This window comes from Natribacillus halophilus (assembly GCF_900100185.1).
GTDB lineage: Bacteria > Bacillota > Bacilli > Bacillales > Marinococcaceae > Natribacillus > Natribacillus halophilus.
In genome coordinates, this window is the sequence record NZ_FNEN01000020.1 from 1 (window position 1) to 23,917 (window position 23,917).

Annotated in this window: 28 protein-coding genes; 7 read left to right on the forward strand and 21 right to left on the reverse strand. The window is 45.0% G+C overall.

Translation table 11 applies throughout. From position 1 onward, the window contains the following. The first annotated feature begins 265 nt into the window (after window positions 1-265). The 7 genes from BLS58_RS14930 to BLS58_RS17670 all read left to right on the forward strand — a co-directional run bounded on the left by BLS58_RS14930 (window position 266) and on the right by BLS58_RS17670 (window position 2,807). Complete coding sequence (locus BLS58_RS14930; RefSeq protein ID WP_090399623.1) at window positions 266-508, forward strand: hypothetical protein; 243 nt, start codon at window positions 266-268, stop codon at window positions 506-508. Then, complete coding sequence (locus tag BLS58_RS14935; RefSeq protein WP_090399624.1) at window positions 505-852, forward strand: YolD-like family protein; 348 nt, start codon at window positions 505-507, stop codon at window positions 850-852. The genes BLS58_RS14930 and BLS58_RS14935 overlap by 4 nt, the downstream gene beginning before the upstream one ends. 139 nt (window positions 853-991) lie before the next feature. Continuing rightward, a complete protein-coding gene (locus BLS58_RS14940; RefSeq protein WP_090399626.1) occupies window positions 992-1,405 on the forward strand; it encodes a hypothetical protein in 414 nt (137 codons plus the stop codon). Window positions 1,406-1,506: 101 nt separating this feature from the next. Next, a complete protein-coding gene (locus BLS58_RS14945; RefSeq protein ID WP_090399628.1) occupies window positions 1,507-1,848 on the forward strand; it encodes a hypothetical protein in 342 nt (113 codons plus the stop codon). A gap of 20 nt (window positions 1,849-1,868) precedes the next feature. Continuing rightward, complete coding sequence (locus tag BLS58_RS14950) at window positions 1,869-2,192, forward strand: hypothetical protein (RefSeq protein ID WP_090399630.1); 324 nt, start codon at window positions 1,869-1,871, stop codon at window positions 2,190-2,192. Beyond that, on the forward strand, window positions 2,152-2,664 hold the full coding sequence (locus BLS58_RS14955) for a hypothetical protein (protein WP_143018931.1): 513 nt from the start codon (window positions 2,152-2,154) through the stop codon (window positions 2,662-2,664). The genes BLS58_RS14950 and BLS58_RS14955 overlap by 41 nt, the downstream gene beginning before the upstream one ends. After that, a complete protein-coding gene (locus BLS58_RS17670) occupies window positions 2,661-2,807 on the forward strand; it encodes a hypothetical protein (RefSeq protein ID WP_176764785.1) in 147 nt (48 codons plus the stop codon). The genes BLS58_RS14955 and BLS58_RS17670 overlap by 4 nt, the downstream gene beginning before the upstream one ends. 224 nt (window positions 2,808-3,031) lie before the next feature. On the opposite strand, the gene BLS58_RS14960 is transcribed toward BLS58_RS17670, so the two are convergent. The 21 genes from BLS58_RS14960 to BLS58_RS15065 form a co-directional block, all read right to left on the reverse strand. Next, entirely contained in the window at window positions 3,032-4,021 is a 990-nt protein-coding gene (locus BLS58_RS14960; protein WP_090399633.1) for a peptidoglycan recognition protein family protein, read from the reverse strand. Between the two features lie 54 nt (window positions 4,022-4,075). After that, window positions 4,076-4,315 carry a phage holin gene (locus BLS58_RS14965; protein WP_090399635.1) on the reverse strand — a complete coding sequence of 80 codons (240 nt, stop codon included), beginning with the start codon at window positions 4,313-4,315 and terminating at the stop codon, window positions 4,076-4,078. A gap of 13 nt (window positions 4,316-4,328) precedes the next feature. Continuing rightward, window positions 4,329-4,655 (reverse strand): hypothetical protein, encoded by a 327-nt coding sequence (locus tag BLS58_RS14970; RefSeq protein ID WP_090399637.1) that lies wholly within the window; start codon window positions 4,653-4,655, stop codon window positions 4,329-4,331. A 95-nt stretch (window positions 4,656-4,750) separates the two neighbouring features. Then, entirely contained in the window at window positions 4,751-5,929 is a 1,179-nt protein-coding gene (locus BLS58_RS14975; RefSeq protein ID WP_090399639.1) for an O-antigen ligase family protein, read from the reverse strand. Between the two features lie 64 nt (window positions 5,930-5,993). After that, entirely contained in the window at window positions 5,994-8,099 is a 2,106-nt protein-coding gene (locus tag BLS58_RS14980; protein WP_090399641.1) for a glycosyl hydrolase family 28-related protein, read from the reverse strand. A gap of 2 nt (window positions 8,100-8,101) precedes the next feature. Then, window positions 8,102-10,360: a phage tail spike protein gene (locus tag BLS58_RS14985; RefSeq protein ID WP_090399643.1), complete on the reverse strand. Its 2,259-nt coding sequence runs from the start codon at window positions 10,358-10,360 to the stop codon at window positions 8,102-8,104. A 16-nt stretch (window positions 10,361-10,376) separates the two neighbouring features. Beyond that, on the reverse strand, window positions 10,377-11,303 hold the full coding sequence (locus BLS58_RS14990) for a phage tail domain-containing protein (RefSeq protein WP_176764787.1): 927 nt from the start codon (window positions 11,301-11,303) through the stop codon (window positions 10,377-10,379). Between the two features lie 13 nt (window positions 11,304-11,316). Beyond that, the gene (locus tag BLS58_RS14995) at window positions 11,317-16,092 is read right to left on the reverse strand and encodes a phage tail tape measure protein (protein ID WP_090399647.1); all 4,776 of its coding nucleotides are present in this window, start codon (window positions 16,090-16,092) and stop codon (window positions 11,317-11,319) included. Window positions 16,093-16,122: 30 nt separating this feature from the next. Next, a complete protein-coding gene (locus BLS58_RS15000) occupies window positions 16,123-16,443 on the reverse strand; it encodes a hypothetical protein (RefSeq protein ID WP_090399648.1) in 321 nt (106 codons plus the stop codon). 26 nt (window positions 16,444-16,469) lie between these two features. After that, a complete protein-coding gene (locus BLS58_RS15005; RefSeq protein ID WP_218126253.1) occupies window positions 16,470-16,847 on the reverse strand; it encodes a tail assembly chaperone in 378 nt (125 codons plus the stop codon). A gap of 71 nt (window positions 16,848-16,918) precedes the next feature. Beyond that, window positions 16,919-17,287 (reverse strand): Ig-like domain-containing protein, encoded by a 369-nt coding sequence (locus tag BLS58_RS15010; protein WP_090399652.1) that lies wholly within the window; start codon window positions 17,285-17,287, stop codon window positions 16,919-16,921. Beyond that, a complete protein-coding gene (locus tag BLS58_RS15015; protein ID WP_090399653.1) occupies window positions 17,199-17,723 on the reverse strand; it encodes a phage major tail protein, TP901-1 family in 525 nt (174 codons plus the stop codon). The genes BLS58_RS15010 and BLS58_RS15015 overlap by 89 nt, the downstream gene beginning before the upstream one ends. Window positions 17,724-17,813: 90 nt before the next feature. Beyond that, a complete protein-coding gene (locus tag BLS58_RS15020; protein ID WP_090399655.1) occupies window positions 17,814-18,230 on the reverse strand; it encodes a hypothetical protein in 417 nt (138 codons plus the stop codon). A 4-nt stretch (window positions 18,231-18,234) separates the two neighbouring features. Beyond that, window positions 18,235-18,576: an HK97-gp10 family putative phage morphogenesis protein gene (locus BLS58_RS18440; RefSeq protein ID WP_090399657.1), complete on the reverse strand. Its 342-nt coding sequence runs from the start codon at window positions 18,574-18,576 to the stop codon at window positions 18,235-18,237. 2 nt (window positions 18,577-18,578) lie between these two features. Further along, the gene (locus BLS58_RS15030) at window positions 18,579-18,878 is read right to left on the reverse strand and encodes a hypothetical protein (RefSeq protein ID WP_090399658.1); all 300 of its coding nucleotides are present in this window, start codon (window positions 18,876-18,878) and stop codon (window positions 18,579-18,581) included. Continuing rightward, window positions 18,875-19,207 (reverse strand): phage head-tail connector protein, encoded by a 333-nt coding sequence (locus BLS58_RS15035; protein ID WP_342705803.1) that lies wholly within the window; start codon window positions 19,205-19,207, stop codon window positions 18,875-18,877. The genes BLS58_RS15030 and BLS58_RS15035 overlap by 4 nt, the downstream gene beginning before the upstream one ends. Window positions 19,208-19,231: 24 nt before the next feature. After that, window positions 19,232-20,251, reverse strand: a complete 1,020-nt coding sequence (locus BLS58_RS15040) for a major capsid protein (protein ID WP_090399662.1) — start codon at window positions 20,249-20,251, stop codon at window positions 19,232-19,234. A gap of 17 nt (window positions 20,252-20,268) precedes the next feature. Beyond that, window positions 20,269-20,958, reverse strand: a complete 690-nt coding sequence (locus BLS58_RS15045; RefSeq protein WP_143018933.1) for a DUF4355 domain-containing protein — start codon at window positions 20,956-20,958, stop codon at window positions 20,269-20,271. A gap of 144 nt (window positions 20,959-21,102) precedes the next feature. Next, complete coding sequence (locus BLS58_RS15050) at window positions 21,103-21,291, reverse strand: hypothetical protein (protein ID WP_090399665.1); 189 nt, start codon at window positions 21,289-21,291, stop codon at window positions 21,103-21,105. 289 nt (window positions 21,292-21,580) lie between these two features. Then, window positions 21,581-22,471, reverse strand: a complete 891-nt coding sequence (locus tag BLS58_RS15060; RefSeq protein ID WP_090399669.1) for a minor capsid protein — start codon at window positions 22,469-22,471, stop codon at window positions 21,581-21,583. Then, entirely contained in the window at window positions 22,455-23,909 is a 1,455-nt protein-coding gene (locus BLS58_RS15065; protein WP_090399671.1) for a phage portal protein, read from the reverse strand. The genes BLS58_RS15060 and BLS58_RS15065 overlap by 17 nt, the downstream gene beginning before the upstream one ends. Window positions 23,910-23,917: the final 8 nt, after the last annotated feature.

A 23,917-nucleotide genomic window follows, 5' to 3' on the forward strand; every position in this document is an offset into this window, starting at 1 on the left:
CTATAAGTGGCGCCCTAGAAGGGAATCGAACCCCTGACCTACAGCTTAGGAGGCTGTATCAGGCGGTGTGAAGGCATCTGAGCATTTATGTAAAACCCTGATGATATGCACCTTCTATGCGATCATCTAGACACACTATATCACTTTTGGGGCCGTAAGGAAAATATTCTGCCCCATGTCTGCCCCAATTTTTATAACCCCTTGCATAGAAATATATGTTCGTATATAATGAACAGGAACACATATTCTTTAGGGGGTTATCTTTATGAATGAACATCTGCCGTACGGTCATCTTCCATGGAAATGGACTAAGAACACATTAATGAAAGGGATGGACGAAAAACTTACGTTGACCATTGGTTTTTATGAAGATGGCAGTATCACGGAAATAAAAGGATCGCTGTTCAAATTGAGTGATGCAGATGAAGAAATCATGATCAAGAATGACGCTGAGTTTTACATACTAAAATATGCGGATATTCGTTTCGCGGCGGTGAATGGGTCATGAACGAAAACAAGCTCACACCCGGTAGCAATATGCGCTGGGAATCAATGCGAATGATACTTCCCGAGCATAGGGAACGGTGGTTACAACATCGGGATAACATGAAAAAGGTGGAGAAACCCGTTCTTGATGAGCAGAAATGGGAAGAAATCGAACGTACAATTAATGAAGCGATGGAATACGGTTCGTTGCTGGAATTCACGTATTGGGATGATGGACACTTTTATGAAATAGTTGGCGCATGCGAATTTGTGAATGTGGATCAGAGGCAGTTTCATATTATAGATACCGAGGATGATATCCATTATTTGAAGTTTGATGTGGTGGCGGATATCAAAGGCGTTTGAACACGGGCTCCGGCTCGTGTTTTTTTGTTTGGGACTTTGTTACTGATTTGCGGTTTCTTTAAAAAAGATCAATTTATGTATTGCAATTGTAAACCGATCGGTGTATACTTAAAGTAAGAAATCAGGGGAGGTAAACAAAATGACCAAACAAGAAATGTACGAAATGGTGATGAAAGTAAAGAAAGAAAGCCAATATGACTACTACCACATGGGTGTCCGGTTTGAGGACATGGACAGAAACGAAGGCGACATCATTACAGAGGTTAGCCGCCACAACCCAGACCGCGAAGACGAAAGAGACTTTCCAGAGTACGGCACCGACGAATACGAAGAAATGGAAAAGTTGGACGGCATCAGCGCTTGGGAAATAAACCATTTTAAAAAAGACTATAAACCAAATAAAGGCGAAGAAAACGAACTAGCAACAAATGCTTATATCGGAACACACGCTTACGTCATAGCAAGTGATGATGTTGGAGGCGGAATAGACGATGACAGTGACGAGGGAGAAATCATATTAAAAGATGCAGTAGTCTTGGCGAACATCTTCTAAGGGGCTTCGGCTCCTTTTTTTATAAAAACTTTATCAAATTGTATTGACATTGGTTTACTTATGGTTTATAATTAAATTAACAGATCAGGGAGGTCATTAAAATGACAAAAACAATAATCATGAGAAACGCTTGGAAGTTTGCCCGCAACGCCGCTGCAAAATTTGGAGGAGAAGCAATCGAATACATCGCCGGAGCCATGAAAAAATCATGGGCAATGTACAAAGCGAAGCAAGCCGAAAAAGGCTGCAAGGTTATCGGCTTTGCTGAATGGTTTATCGACAAGAAGTTTGGGCATAAAAGCATGTTTACTCAAATCCACGAAAACAAAAATCGTATCAAGAAAGAAACGAAAAAGGCTTACCTCATCGAATCAACACCAGTAGTAAATGGGGAAGAACAATCCAGCATTGAGTTTTGGGCTCCGAAGTCCGTATGCATCTAATATAAAGGAGGAATTTAATCATGGCATCATCACACCCTATGCAGACACGTATTGATCACAGGTTGTTAGACCGTTTTGATAAGGCGCTTGAGGACGATGGACTAACCCGTAGCCAAGTTGTTTTACAGGGAATCCGTGAATATGTGGAAGATTACGAAAGAAGAAAGGGAGGAAATGACATGGCAAAAGTTTATTATGAAGACATTTTTGTAGGAGAGGTTATGACCAACCGGAGCCTGACAGTTGAAGAAGCGCTTGAGGTAATCGGATTTGACGAGCAAAAGTTTATCGAGGATAACGGTTTTGACGACATCGATCCCAATGATTTTAAGCTGGTCTATTAAAATGAGCCGCAAGCGATTGGATTTGGCGAACAAACGTTACGGAAAATTAAAAGTTGTCAAACAGTCCGATGCAGTTGACGGCCGAACAACATGGCTCTGCGATTGCGACTGCGGAAATCAAGTGATAGTAAAAGGCGTTTATTTAACCACGGGCGAAACAAAATCATGTGGCTGTTTAAAGGGCGATCAAGAGCAAGAAAATTTAAGACAGCAGTACGATAATAAGCGTGTTGACGGTGTTGTTAAACCGTTATTTAAAGACAAGGAACCACGCAAGGACAGCACAACAGGATTTAGGGGCGTGACCAAATACTATACACGGTCGTCAAATGAGTTACGGTACAAAGCGTGGATAACGGTTAAAGGTAAGAGGTATTTTAAATACGGATTTAAAACACCTGATGACGCTTATTATAACGGAAGATTATATCTGGAAAATAAGCATTTACCAAAAGGAGGCAACCAAAAATGAACAAATCCCGCGGATTCCTGTATCAGTTAGCGCGTATACTCGGCGATGTGAATGCAGTAAATAAAGGCAAAGTCGGCAAGCGTATAGGCAGGCGTGTGGCGGGGAAGGCGACAGGACGAGGATTGAGGAAATTGTTTAAGTAAGGGAGCCCCACAGGCTCCCCTCTTGCCATCAGTAGACAACGGTTATATTATATCATATGTACCGGAGGCCATTCTTAACAACCTGTTTCAGAGTGATCAATTCCTACTCACAAGTTGTCAAGACCCCATGAAACGTGCCTCCCTGTCGTTTTTCGCTTTTACGATAAGATATTCGCGACTACCTTAAAAAAGCTAATGGGGTATTACATTTTTATTATATCACACTATTCTACGACTTCAACATGACTAGGCAGGACGCTGATATAATTGCCCGATTTAATCTCGTAAAGATCGCCAGTGTGGCTCATGATCGCACGCCGGACAACCGTAAACGCTTCTCCTTCGCTGACAGTTCCAGCGATAGCATCGTCAGCCCAGTTTGCGCGGCTTCTCAGGTTAAAATTCCTTTTCATTCTCACCATATCCCCCGGTATTGCCGCAGTTGTTCCTGCTTCTGCACCTAGTTTATCGCGGGTGGCAGGGCCCGGAACACCGTAAAAATTAGCGCCGTGATAGCTGATATCATGTTTATCCTGAAAAGACCGTACCGCGTCCAGTGTTTGCTGTCCAAATATGCTGTCAGCCGAACCGCTTGGAAGCTCATCGACCAATTGCAACAATCGTTGTATTGTCTTGACCGTCTCGTCCTCACGACCCCACCACTCGCTGTGATAGTTGGCAAACGTTTCATTGTTATCTCCGTAAAGTGGTGCGCCTGATCCGCTACTCCCTCCGGATGAACCGCCCGACGACCCGATACCATTTACGAACGACTGGAACCCTTCTCGCCGGATATTTGCCGGGCAATTCTTTCCAGTGAAATAGTGGTGAGACAGAATGCTTGTGACGCTACTTCTGCGTCCCTGTATTTCCGCAATCAAAGCTTGCGCATTGGCTTTCGCTTGTGCAAAATTGCCGTCGCTGTTTACGCAAATTTCAACGCCTATGCTGTTCCTGTTGCCTTCTGTTCCTGCGTGCCAAGCCCTTTCACCTTCGAGTATATGCTGGACGCACTCTTTGTCATCGCACGTCCAATGCCATGATACAGAGCGATTGCGTGCATGTGACCCTCTCATATATTGGGCGTGCATCTCCGCATTTGCGCCGGAATCCGTGTTTGCTGTCTCGTGTACGACCACTCGTGTAGGTGTTTGACTTGTACCAGGCCTGTTGCTTGCTGAACGTGGGATGATGTCGCTTCTTGTTTTGACCATCAATAATCACTCCTTCTAAATAATAAAAAAACAAACGCCTTATTGCGCCTGCTCTCACTTCGCTTTTGTCAGATTGCGTTCTTTCAGCACTTCTTTTTGCTCTTTGCCAGTCGCGGTAATGTAGTTGTTCTTAAACCACGCTACCGCACCAGTAACAAATGTAAATGCAGCCGTTAGTATCTCGCCCCATTGTTCCTCAGTTCCGGGGATCGGGTTTAATCCTGTTGATACTAAAATCTGATTAATCAATGCTACAGCCAAAACAATAGTTCTTACAATTGTTCCTTTATCCATTTCCACCCACTCCTTATGGCGTGTAATAACTAACAATGATAGGCGTGAGAAAAATCACAATCGTGACCACCACACCAACAACCGCCACCCCTGTTCTCACGTAAAACTTCCTGTTCTCGTTTTCTCTTTCTTGTTGATTTTCTTGCCTCGATTGCACTTCGGTGCTGATCCTTAGCGCTTCCTTAGACGTATTTTCCGCGTTATTGGCTTTCCTGTATGCTTCATCAGCGCGTGCGCGGCTATCTTCAAGTAGCTGGATGATGTGTTCCTGTTTCGTGTCTAATCGGACTAAAGTCTGTCTAATGTCAGAAATAGCCTCTTGGTGTTCTTTTTCATTCATACTCACCATCCCACCAATGGTATAAAAATAACGCCTTATTCGGCGTTTTACGAAATAAAAAAGAGCCTATTAACGGCTCCCCTTGATCTAATTACCTACTTTTCGAGCTTAACAACTTGATTATTGACCGCCAATCCTATCGCCGCAAACGCCATTATCATACTGGATTTGTAGAGCATTATTTCTGCCATTGACAGCAATATAAAGCTACTTATTGCTAAAATCGGAAAGTATCTATGCGATTGACCAGACTTGAAAAAGTAAGAAATTGCGTAGCAAAGGCACACCACAAAAAACAACGCTAAAAACATAAATGGTAGCCATCCATTAGTACTTAAAATGGAAAGAAACGTATTATGTGGAGTGATAAATAACTGATCAATGCTTTCGTTGAAAAGTCCAGATTCTGTTAGAATTGTTTCCCAAGTTCCAGATCGGTTGTTGAACAGATCCCCCCGTCCAGATGTACTAGCAAATTTGCTTAAAATATTTTCTTCAAGGTACAACCCAAAATTTGTGAAATTTATAGTGAGATACCCTAATATAAATACCACAAATGATAAAAAGGGTATTCTTATAATCAGCGATCCAATTTTTCTCCTTTTAATTAAAAAAACAACAAACAAAGAGCTACCTAACACCAATAAAAAGACACATGTAAGGAAACTGGTTCTGCTTCCGGACAAAGTCACAAAAATAAAGCATGTTATAATCAATCCGGTATACATTAAGAATTTTGATTTTGGGAGTCTGCTGATTTTCTCCCCCATAAAATGTCTTTCCAAGTCATTGAAGAACAGCGCCAATATTGCGGTGAATAAGGTAGCAACAACTACTCCAAAAGAATTGGTATTATAAAACATCCCCTGATAAGGTGACTCATCAATGCCATTAATCAATAAAGGGATGAATACCAAAGCAGACAGGGAGATAACGGTTATTTTTAATATTAAACCATCATAATTTTTAATCCACGATGGAAGCGCAACACCCAAAGATAAATACAGCAACATAATTAACATCGATGTGATGATTAGAGTGACATCTGCATTAACCATAGCGCTTATGGCGCTTAAAATGATATAACCGTATAGTAACAGTAGAACAGTTTTATTGATATGAAACTTTTTTGTTTTCATTATAAATATGATTAAAGGTATCATACTTACATATAATAAATAGATTAAAAATGTTAAATTCTCTCCGAACTCTGTTGTGATCAACGCTCCTAAAATCATTAAACCCATCAAAATTATTATGAATAGACCTTTCATTTTGCACCCCGTTACTATAATATACTTTTAAATATACCATAGTAACGAGATTAAATTCCACAAGCTAAATGGAAATATAAATATACAACCCAAGTCTATTAGTTGCGTCGGATAAATCAGCTTCTTCGCCGTTTTTATAAACCTTCAACCGTATTTCTCCGTTTTCTAAAAATGTATCTGGAATAACAGTATATTCATGAGCGTCATTGAATCGCTGTTCCACTTGTGTTAATATCACAGGATACTGACCGTAGGAATGGTTTTGAAACTCGTCATATAAAACAACAATTTCATTTGATGACGTATCTACATTCGCTGATATTATCCCTTCTGTAACAACACCGCCGCCAATATTGAAATCAATTTCATTGAATCTGTAAATCCTTCCATATCTAGGTGCGTTTACATCGAAATCATTTACATCAATGGTGTTATTGGCGTTATTCCGTATTAAATTTGTTGATGCACTCCGATAACTTATACCTGTATCTTCGTGTATATAGTTATTTGTCGCCATTACATAATCTATACGAACAAATTCGATAGCGTTGTTAGGCTTTTCTTCTCCGTCATCATAGTCAACAATATTTCTTTGCACGATAGCATTCCTAGAAATTCCGGTTGGGGTATATACATACAATCCCGAATAACCTTCACTACCGCAATTTAACAGTCGGTTATTCAAAATATGCAAATCCATATACCCCGCGCTTCTGAAGTTGGTGTAGATACCTTGTTGCGATGTGTCGACAATCTTGTTGTTTTCAATCTGAACACCCGGTCGTTCTTGATCATACCCCAAAAATATACCGATTCTGCAATTCTCTATTTTGTTGTTTCTGATATTTAGATCAGCGATACCTGAACCGGAGTAATATATGCCTGTCTCTTCCCCATTTCCATACAAAATACAATTTTCGATCGTGATATTTCTAGGATCATCAATCCCTGACGTCAACATCCTGATCGGGTTATTATCTGCTGACGTTCGTTGGTGTATCGAACAATTTCCAACATAAAAGTTATAAAAATCACCGCCATATTCGCCTGCCGCGCCATTGAAATTTATGCCTCGCACGCAATCAATGATATTAATATTGGTTATATTCACTTCAAAAACGGCTGGTGAAAATCCTTCGCGGGCAGTTTCTTCCTTGACGTTTATAGCCGTATCACAGTTTTCGGTTATACAGTCACGAACAGAAACGTATGAAGACGCGCCCATGTCAAACATCTCGCCAAAACCTTTAGCGTAGGAATTACTCAAATGGACATACTGAGCCGAATTAAAATCAATCATCTCATCCGCTAGCTCATGAGTGCTTTCAGCCCACAATCTGTTACCGTAAAAATGGTGGACACCATTAACGCCAGCTATGCCGTAATTTGACTTTATATTTTCCATATTGACAAACTCACAATCGTAAACCAGCGCAATTCTAAATTCCCCGACAGATGCTTCGTGTCGACTAGGATTGATAAGGTTCACACGACTTATATAAATGTGGCTAGAATCTGTAAACCTTATGGGAGTTGGTGTTAAGTTGTTGCAATCAAACATCAAATTATCAATAGTGATGTTTTTGGAGTCGCTTATATTAAAAAAAGCAGTTTCAAGGTGGTCTATACCTTGACCGTTTTTCAAGATCGTGCTTTCACCATCTCCTTTAATAACAACATTTTCATATTCTTCCAATATAACATTGCTTTCAAAATAATACTCACCGGTAGGGAAATATAAAGTTCCTCCCCCTATATCGTGTAGGTCGTTTAATAACTCATTTACAACTTCTGTGTTGTCGGTTTCACCATCGTTTACTGCCCCGTGAAAATTTGCATTTATTGATATTCCGTCTAACTGCTTCTGTTCTACGTCCAATCTGCTTTTTAGCGTATCATGATCCTTTCCGTACAAATCAACCCTCGCCTGCGCCGCTTCAACGGAAGAATCGCCATCAATTACCGCCTGATCAAGCTGTGACTGTACATTATCGGCTTTGTTTCTAGCATACTCCGAATCTTCTCCTGCTTGATCGGCTATATCCTCAACCACCTGCATAGCATCAATATTCATATTAAATCGCTCAAAATTCCTGTTCGTCGTCACATAATAATTCTCGTCAAATAGACTGTCTACGGGCATGATCCGCATCTTTTCAAATCGGCTCATGTTTACACCTCGCCTTTTAGCTGTTCTAATTCGTTTCTGAGTGTTCGATTTTCTTCTACGAGGTCATCAACTTTTTCTGATAGTTCTTGAATAGCCTTAAGGCTGTACATTGTTATTTCGTTTGTTCTAACTGCTTTATCATCTTCCGTTGCAAACGCCCCGGACTCTTCTGCAATAAGCCCTGTTTTCCTAACGTTTTTGCCTTCTTCAACGTCAGAAATGAGGTTATATTGTTTCACATGCAGTTCATTCAGCGCGTCTAACGCGCTTCCGCTAAACTCGTCAATGTTTGTCTTGATCGTTTCCGATGATTCTGTAAAAAAATCCTGCGCTTGCATACTGGCACCTGTGGTCGTGCCACCTAGATGAACGCCTTCGGAATGCGCTCTTATGCGCGTTGTCCATGAACCCTCATCATCATGATTCCACCTGACTTCCCACGTAGCATCATTTCTGCGGTTCACGCCACCAAAATACTGCAATATATCATTTGTTGTATCGCCTTGTCGTAAAAATATAACGGGCTGATCTCTGCCTGAAAAATCGTTCTCAAAATCGGTATCCTCTGACACCACACGTCTATTCCCATATAGACGTAACTCTGATCCTTCCAAAGCAGCGTTAAACGGGCCAGCAACGGATGTGACGTTAGATAACCTTGATGCCCGTAATACAGGTCGTATCAACCCTTGCGCCCGCATACCGATATTTAAAAAGTCATCTTCAATTGTCAACCCTATACCTCTGCTATCTTCTTGATATGGGTCAAACACAGGTCCCATCCAACCTATATGCTCATTTACGCTATTATAAAAATCTATCTCACTCTGACCGAACGACATTGTTAAGTCACCATCGGCATAGCTTGATAAATAACCATTCACTAACTCTAGTGATCGGCTACCGCTTTCTTGATATATCTCTGAACCAGTAATCGTAACCCCGGTGATATTAATACCTCGAAGTGTACCCGCCGTAACCACATCAGCGACCAAACCAGCCCCGGTAAGCGCATTACTAAACGTCTGACCGCCATCATCACTGATACCAATACCAGCCGAATTAAATAAAACAACCTCATTAGGGTTGTCAGGGTTGACAGCGATAATGCCGTTATCGAATATTAGTTCTGTATTTGCGGATAACAGCAAATTGGTTGCTAGGCGTGTTGCCGCATCTAAAAAGCTAAAAGGCAATGTTGTTCTGCCTTCCTGCAAGTCACTAATCATATTCGCGGCCGTGGACAAACTTGCTCTATGGCGTTCAGATAATCCATGATCACCAAAAGTCACATTTTGCCCTGTCACTTCGCCGTTAGCGTTTCTTTCCGTATTCACCTGCACGACGCGGATTTCAGAACTAAAATTAATACGATCATCCACTAACGTCACAATATCGCCGTTTTGCGGTTGTGCGTAGGGGTAATCTTCAATCCTTTGAAAATCGGCGGTCACTGAAACCTTCACGCTTTCTTCTACAAGGGTTTCAAGCTCATCGTCCATTGTTTCTTCGGTTGTTATATTGCCGTTTTTGATCGGCGGCGCGTGTCTAATTCCCACAACATCAGCAAGGGGTGAGGTGTATTCACGTTGCAGGTTAGCAACATCCTCGATGCTATCTTCCGATTCATTCTCATAGTCGCCATAACCGCGCGCATACGTCCAAAATTCGCCTGCATCTGTTTCTTTAGAGATGTTTGAAGCGTTTAGTCGCCAGTGCAAGAAGTAGGGTTGGTTTCGCTCTATTCGTTCCCTTAAATCAATACGCTCGCCCATGATTTCAAATTCTGCACCGTACCGGTCAATGCCACGCTGAAATGATTCAAGGCGTGTTTCACCGTCGCCTAACCCTTCCCATTCAAGTGCTGTGAAGCTGTCTATTAGGCTAAATGTGTACCCTGTACCTTCAAAAACAAGATCAAAAAAGGCGTTTGCTGTCATGTGCTGATCGTAGCGTTCATAAATTCTATCATTGTCCATGTCGTCCAAAAATTGATGCCGAGCGTTTATGCTCATACGGCTACGATTGCCGACCCCTTGAAAGGTGACGTGACTAATGCGCCACATGGTGTTATCGCCGGGACCTTCAACACCGCTTATCTGCCACATTTCGTTGATTTCGTTGATAAATTTTTCGTTGATTTCATTTGATGTTAAATCAACGCTAAGAACAACATCAGAATTAATTTCATCTTCGATCGTTGTTGTGGCGTCCATCATATAGTGCTGATTATCGGGGCTTATGCAATGTAAAGAAGTCATTTCCAACACCTCCCATCTATTTATAATAAAAGCGCGTATCAACCGCTATTTGAGCCGATGAAGCGCGCTCCATTCGCAAAGTATTCCATCCTGTTGCAAGGGTTAAAAATTCTTTATCCGCATCCCCAAGCGCATTTAAGTTATTTAACATGACTTGCGCCCGGTCGTATGTCAACGTGTCGCTGCTGCTCAATTCGCCATTAAAAGTGATCCGGCTGTTGTTCGTTTCATTTACAACCCTGATCCCATCAACGCCACCGCTTACGCTTTCAATGATTATTTTAAAGTCAATGTGGAAGGGTACAGGAAACGCTACATTGCTGGCGTTGTATATGTGAAATGTTTGACCGTCTGAAACCTCATGTGTATATTTTTGTGAATCATGTTCAAACGATAGCCCCATACCGTGGCCCCATATCTCGGGCTGTAACGATCCGTCGGATTCTAATTCTAAAGAAGTTCCAATCGATTCAGCGAAGGGCAGTTCCGTTGTCTCAAACTCCACTTCCGTAAATCCATGCAGTTCTTCTTGTTCAAATACAAAACTGCTAGCAGGACGTACAAGGTAACGTTTGCCGCCAACAAACACGTTATCTGTTCCTTCCTTCTGCCTTGATCGTTCATTTACATCAATAAACGCATACTGCATTTTCTTCGGGCGGCGTAATTCACGGATATAAAACGCCTCGTTGCTATTTAAAATGGAAAACAACTTATCACGCATCAAAGGAAAATGAAGAAGATCATAAGCATGAAAGAAGATCGGGACTGTGATATCCCGATCCTCATAATAAGCGCCCATGTCTAAGCGTCCGTGCCTCCCTTGGTGCGATTCATAGCTAGGGTCTAGGCTGATCGATGACACTATAAAATCTTTAACCATGGCCCCTGCTTCTGATAGTAGTATTTTTTCACCGTTCTTCTTTTCGATTTCAACATCCAATACGCTACACCTCCTAACTGCTGAATACTCTTGTAGCGTCGGACAACGCATTCTCACTGTTTACGTAAGAGCGTATCCATTCGGCATCGCCTTCATTGTGGATGTGTAACTCAATCGGCTGTCTATTGACTTGCAATTCACTTCTAACGTTATTGTTCATTTGCCGCTGCGCTTGGCGGTTAATGTCGTTAATCTGACCTGCTACATCTATGCCGGGGGCGGACAACTGCGGATCAAAAGATCGCTGCATACCTTCTGCCATATTAGCCGTAGCGACAGCAGCTTTTTGAGCAGAATTATCAACGCCATCCGCTAGACCTATCGCAACAAAATCACCGATGTCCATAAATTCGCGTGAGGGGGAGCTTATGCCAAGCGCGCTCTTGGCGCTGTCCAAAGCCCTTCTAGCCATGCTACTTGCTGCACTTATAGCGCTACTCGCCCCATTTCTTATGCCTCGACCTACAGCGCTGGCAATGTTCCTGCCGACGCTCGCCATGTTGCTTACAAATCCACTCACCGTGCTCACCATGTTGCTCATCATACTGCTGACGGTTGATACGGCATTGCTCATGCCGCTGCTCACGCTGGACACAAAGCTTGAAAAGGTGCTTCCGATTGATGAAACAAGACTACTTCCCGACGAAGCAGCATTAGACAGGATGCTGGAAAAGTTGCTGGATACTGTGCTGACTGCATCAGACATTGCGCTTGACGTTGTACTTACGACATCCGAAAAGCTACTACTGACGCTACTAAACACGTCGGACATGCTGCTAGAAACATCGCTAACGACACTCGAAAAGCTACTACTAACAGAAGAAACAACGTCCGAAGTTGCGCCAGCTGTCGAGCTAACAGCGTCAGAAAAACCGCTAGACACAGTTGACGCAACGTCGCTCATCGCCCCGGAAACATCGCCCATAACGTCCGAAAAAGCACTCGCCACGGATGATGATATTTCGCTGACGGAATCTGATGCTGCGCTTACAGCGTCGCTCATGTTGTTTGAGACGGTTGAAGAAACATCTCCGAATGTGTCAGTAAAGGATGATACCATACCGTCTGCTATCTCCATCACAGAAGAAGAAATATCCTCGACGCTTCCGGTCGCTTCTCCTTCTGTGTTATCCATGCCGGAAACAAAGCCGCCAATCGTGTCCTCGCCAACGCCCATCATGACGCGGGAGGGTGAACTGATGCTGAAAAAATCAGTGATGGGGTCAAGGATATTATCGCTAACAAAACCTTCGACGTTGCTCAGAAGCTCGCCGCCCATGCTTTTGATCCCTTCCCACAGACCGTCAACAATTTCTTTTCCTTTATCTATAATGTCTTCTATTTTTTCGGCTATCGCTTCTCCTAGCGATTCAATGAGATCCCATCCGGCATCAATGATCTCTTGTTCAGCGTCCATTAACCCCTCGCTCAACCCTTCGATTAACTCAATCCCTGCATCTATAATCTCAGGTATATGCGTTATCAGAGCATCAATAAGCTCCATCACAAGCTCAATTGCCGCCTCGATGATTTGCGGTATGGCAGAAATGAGCCCTTCGACTAATCCGATCACAAGTTCGACTGCCGCGGTGATAATTTCCGGTATGGCGCTTATGAGTCCATCTACAAGGCCAAGTACCAATTCAAGCGCCGCCGTGATTAATTCCGGGATAGCGCCAATCAAACCTTCAACAAGCCCGAGAACAAGATCAAGCGCCGCCGTGATTAATTCTGGGATAGCGCTGACAAGTCCATCCACCAATCCGAGCACTAATTCAAGCGCCGCTTCTATAAGGTTAGGGATTGCGCCAACCAACCCGTCTACAAGGCCAAGTACCAATTCTATGGCTGCCTCTATGATCATAGGGATATTCTCGATAATTCCGTCTACCAAACCAAGGACTAACTCAATCGCCGCATCCAAAATAAGCGGTATATTTTCAATCAATGCTTCGACTAAAGACGTAATAATTTCAAGGCCAGCGTCTAGCAACATCGGTAAATTTTCTATAATTCCATCGACTAGCGCCATCACAACTTCTAGCGCCGCATCTAGCAACAACGGCAGCGCTTCGACTATCGCAGTTACAACCTCAGTCACAATTTGCAGGCCTGCATCAAGTAATACAGGCAATACGTCAATGATACCTTCAAGAAGCGCCATCACAATCTCTAGTGCCGCCTCTAAAAGCACAGGAATATTTTCGATGATCGCGTCAACGAGCGTCGTCACAGCTTCCATACCCGCCTGTAATAATTGCGGTAAATTTTGAAGGATGCCGTCCAAAAGCGCCATGACTAATCCAAGGCCAGCTTCGATGATCATCGGAAGTAGCGTAGTGATCGCTTCGACAAGCGTATCTATGATTTGCGTACCCGCTTCGATCAATTGCGGTAAAGCAGACACAATTCCTTCTAAAAGCGATGTGAGTGCTTCAACGCCCGCTTCGAGTAACTGAGGCAATAGCTCTGATATGCCTTGAACGAGCGTATCTATGATGCCTGTTGCCGCTTCGATTAAGCCGGGTAATGCCGATACAACACCGTCGATAAGATTGGTCAGCATTTCAACGCCTGTTTCCATGATTTGAGGTAAGATTTCGGCCAATTGTTCGATAAACGTCGTGATAACTTCCGTCGCCGTTTCTATCCACCCAGGCAAGTTTTCAGATACACCTTGTATAAGATTGAGTATGATTTCTGTTCCGGCTTCAATCGCTTCCGTTGCCATTTCAGCGAGATTGTCAATAAACTGGACAACCATCTCTACCATATTGTCGATGGCTTCGCTAAACTCCATCTCGCCTTTGAATACTTTTATCATGTCGGTGACAATATCTGTTTGAGTGACCAACATAACCAAAACACTTATAACCATACCGACAGGGCCAGTCAATCCCAATAAAAGTGCGGCCGCCGTTGTAAGCGGGCCGATAAGCATACTAAGGCTACCGCCCAAATCCTCGAACCACTCGGCCAAACCTTGCACAAACTCGACAAGCCCTTCTACGATCATACTTCCAAAGGATGAAACTGCTTCTGCGGCAGGTTCGACGAAAGAACTAATAGCATCGACTAGATTGCCAAACCAATCTGCCAAATTACTCACAAACTCGACTAAACCTTCAATGATCATGCTCCCAAAAGCCGCCGCGACTTCTACAGCTGGTTCTATAAGCTCACTGAAAGCATTCCACAAGTTTGATAGATGCTCGCCAAGATTGGCGAAAAAGTCGATGATCTGCGACACGGCGGTCGTTACAAAATCGGCTATAGCTTCCCATGCACCTTGGACAAAATTTCTAAATGTCTCATTTTGCGTATATAGAGTAACAAGCGCTGTCCCGACGGCGATTAGGCCGCCTATAATCCATCCAATAGGTCCCATGAGCAACTTAAATGCAGCCATAACTTTTAAAAGGACAGCTGAAAATTTTGTCCCTGATGCTATAAGGGCCGCTTTCGCTTGCAGAAACAGACCATAATACGTAACGACGGTGCTTACCATAAAAATAAGCGGGCCAATAACTGCTAACAATGCAGCAAATACGCCAATGACCGCTTTAACAGGCCCGGGAATGTTCTGCATCCACACGACAACCGCCGTTACGCCTGCTACAATAGCGCGCAAAGCTGGTTCTATCATCTCATATATCTGTATCGCCAACTCCTGTAAAGCAGAGCCAAGGATTGTGAGCGCGCCCCACAGATTGTCCTGCATCGTTGACGCTGTAGCGGCGGCTGCGCCATCGGCATTTCGTAGCGCTTCATCAAAGTCTGCGAGTTCATCCACGCCCTGATTCAAGAGCATGTTCACGCCGCGTATACCTTGTTGTTGCCAGACAGACGATAACGCCGCGTTCCGTTGTTCCTCGCTCATGCCTTCCGTCGCTGCTTCCACATCCGCCATGATGTCTGTCATGCTTCGCATGTTTCCTTCTGCGTCATAAACGGCGACTGACGTTTCGCCGATTTGTATCGCTCCGTCCTCGGCGGCGGCGGTCATATCGCGGAGAACAGCATCAAATACTGTGCCTGCACGGGAGCCTTTTAAACCTTGGTCAGCAAACATGCTTAATACGGCGGTTGTTTCTTCGAGGTCTATGCCCATGGATGCGGCGGCAGGCGCGGCGCGTGTGAATGCTTCGCCTAATTGGTCAACGCTTGTGTTTGCGTTGGATTGGGCATAGGCTAATACATCGGCCACATCACCCGCGTTTTCTGCTTCAATCGAAAATGCCGACATATTGTCAGTAACGATATCGCTGGCCTCTCCTAACCCGAGAGAACCTGCTGCAGCAAGATCGAGAACGCCCGGCAAGCCAGAAACCATGTCGTCAACTTCCCAGCCAGCAAGGGCCATATAGGAAAGACCTTCTGATGCCTCCGTGGCTGAAAACATAGTCGTTGAACCCATGTCGCGAGCCGCGCCTTCTAACGTCTGCATTTCACTCGCAGACGCACCGGATATAGCTTCGACTTGGCTCATACTTTGTTCAAAGTCTCCGCCAGTCTTCACCGCCGCCGCGCCCACACCTAAAATTGGTGCGGTGACTGCCTTTGTAAGCGTACTTCCCACTCGCTGCCCTTGCCTGCCAACCTGCTCAATGTTCTGGCCTGCAATCTCCATTTGTCTAGCTGCATCATTGATGCCTGACCCGTCCACGCTATTCAACGCCCGATCAAGGTCGCGAGAGGCTTGTGCCGCTCCTTCAAAAGCTCTAACCATGCCCGTATTTTCCGCATTCAGCACAGCGTCTACAGAATAGCTTTGTGCAATCTTTCTCACCCCCCCCTTGCTTATTAAAAAAAGAAGCCGTTAGGCTCCTTGGTTTACACGCTTGGCGGCTTCTGCCATACGTGCTTTTTTCTCATCTTTCGCTGTCTTTTTGCCTTCAATTTGTTTGACGCGCTTTTCATGATCATAAAATTCTTGGAAGTTCTTAAATACAGGCTTACTTTTCTTGTTTTTACCTTGCCCCGTTTCTTTCGTGGCCTTCGCTTGCTGGTTAAGCCACGATTGTAGGTGCAAATCACGCTCAATATCGGCGCGTTTAAGCTGTATGGCCTTCATACGCCAGCCGTAGTTTTTTAGCGTCAGGTGGTCGATCTCCGCGTCGCTCATGTCAAAATAGCGCACGCAATTGATGTATATTTCCTCGAACGTTACGCGCTCTCCTGCGCCTGTGCCTTCTTCGCTTCCTTCTTGAAGTTCTTCAGTTTGTCGGCCAATAGTGGTTGCTTCTCTAACGTTCCCAAAAAATCGTTACACGTTTTCTCCAACCCTTTTTCCTCTACCATGCCGATGATTGCCGCCTCAATGTCAGCGCTGGATGGTTTATCCTTTTTAATGTCATGCAAGCCGCACTCAACGATGTCTTGTAAGATGGTGGGGTTCATATCCTGCAATTGTACCGCCGCGATTGTCACACCCACTCCAAACTGCACGCCGTTCTTGTCTACGAAGTGGCGGTCGTCCATTTTGCGAATAAATGCCATGCCAAAATTGAGTGTGTACCCCTTGCCGTTGATTTCAATATCCAAATTAATCATCCTTTATCATGTATTTATTATTCTAGCGCTAAAATAATAAAGAGAGGGGGCTACCCTCTCTATTAGTTGTCGCCGCCTCCGTCTCCGTTGTCTGGTTCGACGTTGGCTGATACGGTTTCTGACTGCCCTTCATAGGAAACAGTGATTTCCGTTTCCCCTTCGTTGTTAGCTTCAACTGTATTGCCATCTGCGGAAGCGACGGAATTGTTTTCAGATTCAATTGTGGCACTGTCTGTGACATCCTCGCTGGTGTCATCATCATAATGCAGCGTTACTGATAAATCCTGTGTTGCCCCTACTACCATATCCAAAGACGAAGGTTGCACCTCAATGGATTCGGGGCTAGGACTCTCCCCCATCGCCGCCATTCGGCGTGGTATTCCTAAATGCGTATTGGACTGCTTGCTCTTGATCTTCCGTGAGATCAGCATAGTCAAATTGCGGTTCAAGCTCGATGTTTAATGTGCCTGTGACCTCGGGCTCGTCCTCCGCGCCCGCAACATCTTCCCATGATTCAAGATAACCCTGCGCGTAAATGGCGGGGTACTTGCCGTCGTCGTCCTGCGCGTCCTCATCCACAGTTAGTTCCCACACTTCAAGGCGTTTACCGCCGATAACAGAATCTCGTAGCATTTCAGCTACTGGATCATCTTTGGCTTGGATTGCTGTAATCTCGACGTTGCTCTCAAGCTCACCGACACTGATGATCGTTCCGTCTTTCGTGATGATGCGCTCAATGTCTCGTTCGTATGAAAATGTGTGTTCAGTCTGAAACACAAGTTTCGCCGCTTCCTCGTCTTGATTTTCTTGCAGACGAAAAAGCAAAATTTTATCTCTACCGTTTACCATTTCTAATGTCTCCGGCATTTTAGAACCTCCTGTTATTGCGTGATTGTTTTCTATCGTGCCGACAAAAGACCCGCCGACAGGTGTCAAGTTGTACATAGTTGACCTCGGTTAATGAAATAAAAAACGCACCTCAATAACGCCGTGTAGAAGCGTTGTTGACGTGCTTGTGTCGATCATCGTCATATCGTTCATGCTAAGCTTTCTAACGTTAAAATTGTCCGTTTTCTTGATCTTTCTCAGCTCTGTTTGCAGGCGGTCAATCATACCTGTAAACTCATTTCGATTTGTGCCGTTTGGTTGTTCGGCGTTGCGCTGTATGGCGTAAACGTGCACGGTCTGTTCGACTTCGCCATATAAAAAACGCTTGGTCTGACGATCCTGGTTAATTTGCTCGCCGACGAACACGAACGGGTATGATGTGCCATCGGCGGGCAGGTAATCGTAGGTATCGTAACCAAGCGATAACGATGCAGCGAACACCGCATCATAGATTTGCTGTTTTGGTGAATGTAATTCCGTCGTCAAGGCATCACCTCATCATATTCCTGAACGCTTGTATGACTAGCTCTTGCTCTGCGTAGAAGGCGGGCCTCACATAGGGGGATGGGTAAATATACCTAGTCCCATACTCTACATAACTGGCATAATTGGCATTTGGTCTTACTGTTGCCGTAAAACCATTATTTGTTAAATTAAGCTGGATAGATCGTCGCAGGTTCCCTGTATCTACCGGAGCGTTCTTAGCCATTCGCCGATTCATTGAAGCCCCGTGTTTTCTTATGATGTTCTGCACATCGCGATTAGCTCCTCGCGCTCTCTGATCCAATCCGCGTGTAAGTTCCTGCATACCGTTTAATCGCATACGCGCCATGCTCACGCCCCCTCCAGATAAAATACAGAGCGCCCGCGATGATCAATGCGCCTTTGCACCGAAAACGGCTTCTCATCAATTTCTACGCGGTCGTAATCGCCACTGTATCGGTTTTGCATACGCGCTATGGTGATGTTCTGCTCAATGCTGCCAAAAACCTCATTCGTTCGATCAGTGCTCATGGGGGAAAGATGGCATGGTACGGTTTCTCGGACTTCCTCGGGATCAACATATTCACCTTTTCCGGGATCGTAGCCGCCCCCTTCAAGTTTTACGAATGTTAGTCGCGATCCGAACCTCAAAAGAACATCACCTTCCCGCGCCCTATGCCTTCTCGCTTTGTTTCCTTGTCGATGATCGCCTGATACGGCTCGAAATCCTTTTCCAAGTCATAGAACGTGATAGAGTGACCCTCTACGCTATCTGACTGCATGCCCTCACTGCCAAGACGATTATATCGGCGCACAGCAATCTCCACGACGATATATTTCAATCTTTCCGGCACGTTGTCTTTCTCGAGCAAATAAATAAGGTGACTCTCGATGTTCTCGATAATCACCTCTAATTGGCCACCTTGCAGATCGTCCTCTGCGCCAATGAGCGTCTTTACTTTTTCCTTAACGTCGATAATTACTCACCCCTTTGCGAAGGGTTATTAACCTTCTCCCCCGTCATCTCCGCCGTTTGCTGACTGCTCAGCCGTGTTAAAACGAAACTTCACAACGCGGATCGCTTTAGGCTCAAAAACTCGCGTCCATCGAGAGCCGGAGTCGATTTCGTTGTTTGTTGGAAACTCCGCAGACACATTTCCTTCATTCCACTTAATGCCGCGCGGATGTAGAAGGAAGATTCTACGGTTGATCAATACTTCCTCACCGGAATACGACCGTTTGTTTCTGTCTACCTCCGTCGGAACGATCCGTGGGTGAGATCCGTTGCCCAATGCAATAGCGCCCTGTCCGAAGATGTAAATGCTGGCTTGTCCTGTCTCCGTATCATACTCCATAGCGTCATCAACGATCACCCGCTTCCCATTGAAATAAGGGATTGGCAAGCCTTGTTCCGACTGTGGAAGGTATTCGATCAAGTCTTGTTTACGTAACTCCGTTTCCACAGCAGAGTGCATCATCACACCTGTGAGCGCTTCTTTCGCGTCGCCCATTAGCTGCGTGGCATCCAAGAACGTTTTCATGTTTATAGTACCTGCATCCGCATCGCGGTCTGTAACGTCGTGTACCTTAGCTGACATAGAGTTGCTCTTGAACACGCCGCTAAGTCCAGCGAGCAAGTTTTTCTGCATATCTCGTGTCCAGTAATTGGCTACAAGCTGGCTGATTGCATTCATGGGATCGTCACCGCTTAGTAATGCAGACAGACCGTTTGCGCCCCACGCATTCACCCGCGCTTGTTTCCGCGCTACGTCATCGCTGGATGTGATCTTGTTCACGCTCATGTCGCCTTCATCCTGCATGACTTGCGATTCTCCGCCGTCAAGATCATTCCAGAATGGCATGTTGATTAAAGTGTTCGGTCCGCTTACGAGAGAGTCAAATTGAGCGTCGTTGGTGACGATGCCGCTCTGCACCAATTCCGATAACTCCATCGTCCGTTGGATCGTGTATGGAGTGAACAGCTCCGGCTGTATAACGTCTTCGAGTCTGGTAATTTCTGGCATTTCATATCATTCCCTTTCTAATTGCTTGCTTGTGCTTTCAATTGCTGATATTTCTCGGGGTTTTCGTTGTATAAACGCCCCTGCTCAGTGAGGTTCCATGTGTCTTTCATAAATGGATTCTTTTCGCCGGGAGCGCCACCCGTGTGACTAGGCGTAGTCTGCCGCAAACGTTCTTTAACAGCTTCATTGACAGCTTCATCGAACGTATTCTTGAAATTGCCGATGTTCTTAAACGTCTTTTCGCCATCTTCATCAAGAAGGAAGTCAACAAATGAAGAAGGTAGTTCCTTCTCGTTCAATTCAGTGACCGCTTGCGCTTTAAGTTCCTTCTGCGCAAGTTCCTGTTCTCGTTTGTCAAGAGCATCTTGTCGCTTCTTAAACTCGGCTTCCTCGCGTTCTTTTGCGCTTAATTTAGCAAGACGTTCAGCTTCAGCCTTCTGTTCTTCAAGTTCTTTCTTCATTTCCTCGCGCATCTTATCGCGTTCTTTTTCCAATGCGCTGTGTAGCTTGCGGTCAGATTCACTTTCAATCTTCTTTTGCAATTCTTCATCCGTTAGCTCCAACTTCTTCGGAGGGTCTGCCGGAGGATCGGCGGGTGGATCAGCCGGAGGATCACTAGGCGGATCGCTCGGCGGCGGGTCGTTTTCCGCGAAGAATTGCAAGTCCATTTTCATTGGTTTTTTGTATTCGTTTACTCGTTTTTTCATCGTTATACCTCTCCTTATCCCACAAACACAAAATAAGCACGCCATTCAGCCCGCTTTGTTGTCCTTGTACGATTATTGGCATGCAGTTTAACGCCGCCAGCATGGTTATGGGCGGGCAAAGTTTATTACCATCAAGATAATGGATCACCTCACATTCTCCATTGTTTCCAGCTCCGTTGCGGCTAGACCTGCGCTTTCTTTTGTTTGCTTCCCAATGCTTTCACTGGCTTCTTTAGCAATGCTTTTAGTGGCTCTACGCTTATCTTTTTCCAGTTTAACCAATTCTTCAAGGCTGTCAGCAATGCGCTTTAACTGCTTTTCTTGCTTGTCCATTTCCTCCCCACCTTATCTGTAATGATCATCCATAAACCCTTACATGTATCTATAAATCTAACTGGATTCTTCATCATAACTGGATTGCCGAAGTTATCCGTTACGATATAACCATCTATCCTTTTGTATTGATCGCATATCCCTTCAAGATCATTTTTCAAAGCATTGTATGTTGTTACCGTATTCCATTTCCTGCCACGTTTTTCCCCTCTGTCGTAATAGAAAGTTATATGGAAGCGTTGTGTGATGTTTCTTTCTCTTTTGCGTACCACATCAGAAAACCACCTTTCTAATCCGGGACTATTGGAGCAGTGCTACAACGGCAATTCGGGTGAAAAACTGGTGCATTGTACCCAATTTGCATGTTTCTAACCTCATAAACTTCTCCATCATGGGCGGCGCACTCATCACAAGCATCCAGTTCGCTTACTATATCGTAATGAGTTATTCCTGCTTGTCCGTAGGAGTGATGCTGTGCATTTATTTGAACTCTCCCGCTCTCGGTTCTCATTATCCGCTCCGTATTATACACCGACCCGCCAATCTCATTACGCATATTCCGCGCCATCTCGACAGGCCCTATCCCTCTTGTAATATCCCGCCGCAAATTCCTATTCAAGTTGTCAATCATAATGTCTTTGTTTTGCCAAATCCGATCCGAAAAGTATTCCCCGTGAAAACGGTAGCGCACGATATCTTCCATCTGATCTGATGTGAGCCTGACTGTCTCGCCTAAGATACCCGACTGCCGCCTAACCTCCGACCTCGCAATCTCTTCAAGTCGTTCTTCCACCTCAATCTCGCTCAATCCATTCGCCCGAGAAACTTCCAAGTCAGCGTACATCTGCATGAGTTCCAGCCTTGACGCTCTCATCCTCGCATTGTACTTCCGCATTTCGGAGTTGGCTTGAGGGGAGAAGTCACGGCTTTGTACATATCGTTCTGCCTTTTCCTCGAGATCGCGTATGTCGGTGCTCTGCACCTGCTTCTGAGCGTCAGCAAGGCTCATTCCTTCCTGCCCTGCGTATCGCTGATAGATGCGCGTGATTTCCTTGTCGGCTTCGTCTGCGGCTTCCCCGTAATGAGCAGAAATGATCGCTACGATCTCATCATCTCTCTCGCGCTCCATCTCTGACTGATCACGCTCACGACGAGCCCAGTAATTACGACTGGTTGCCATCTTCTTCGCCTTCTTCCCCGCCTTGCTGGTTGCCAATGTAATCGCGGTTAGGGTTCATCTGCCCTGTTCGTTCAGCGTTTAGACGCTCGATTTCCTCTTGTGGTTCTTCCACAAACGAGAGCAGGGATAACATGGTTTCCTCCGAAAGCTGACCGCCGAGGTTGCTAAACACTTCGACCTCATCTTTCATGGATCGTGGCAGGTTAGGCGTGAATTGTATCGTTAGCGCATCCATATTGCCGCCTGACAGCTCGCTAGACACGTTCATGATGTTTGATAGCAGTCTGTATCTATTCGTCAACGAACGCTTAAATAAACGCTCCTTGATGGCTCTCACTTGTTCCAATCCGAACAGCTTATACTTCATTGATTCTCCACTTTGAGTCCCCCCGAAGCTTTCATCCTGCATATTGGGTGTGTTGGTAAACTTGTGTATATCTTCGAGCAATCGTGTCTTATATGCTTCTGATCCCTGAACATCGTATTCTTTATAGATATAGTTGGCATCCGCGCTGCTCTCGCGCCCATCAGCGTCCGGCTCCGTTCTCAGAAACAGGATGTTGGATTTTTTCATCTCCGCTGTATCCTCGTTGCTCATATCCAGATTACCTTTAATAAGCAACATGGCATCGTTCAAATCGCTCATATAGTTTGCCGTGTCGGATTGCGCCGCGTCGTACAGGTCAATGAGGTTGAGCACGTTTTCATAGTCGCCCTGCCGAAACCTGTTGTTTTCGTACTCATTGATCGGTATCCCGCCGAAAAAATGCGGCTCCCGCTCCACTTCATAGAGAGCGATAACCGCATTAGATTCACTTTGATAGCGTATGATTTCCGAGTCAGTATACACATCAACCTTCATCGGATCGTTTTGAAGCATCTCATTTTTGTGATACCGCACCGCCGCGATGGGCAGCTGCTCCACCGTGTCATCGTAGATTACAAACGTTTGTAGAGGTGACGACAACGCGAATTTGTTTTCGTCTCTGCTACTCCTGTAAAGAAGCTCATAAGCCCGTCCGTAAATTGATAGGTCGAGCACCAGCTCGCTATTGACCGCGTCTACATCATTGATATGGTTGACTTCCGTGATCGCTTCCTGCGTGCGCTCGTCCTCATGTTGGATCGTAATGGGGTTGCCAGCAAGATAGCCCACAATAAATTGGCTCACGTACTTTGCATAGTTATGCGTAGCGCGGTAATCTGCCTTGTGATCCTCCGCTTGGTGGCGCTCACGATCATTGAGTATCATCGTGTTGTCGCCGAGGTAATAGTCGTCTAACTCGTCCAACCTGGGGCGCTGATAAGCCATGTGGTGCTGTATCATGTCTTGTAAATCTCTCATATTTTCGAGCAGGGATTCCGCGCTCTCATAGCGGTAGTGGTCGTTCGCGCTTTTCGGGAACCGCCGCCCCTTGTGTTTCGTGATCGTTGCCATGTCGCACC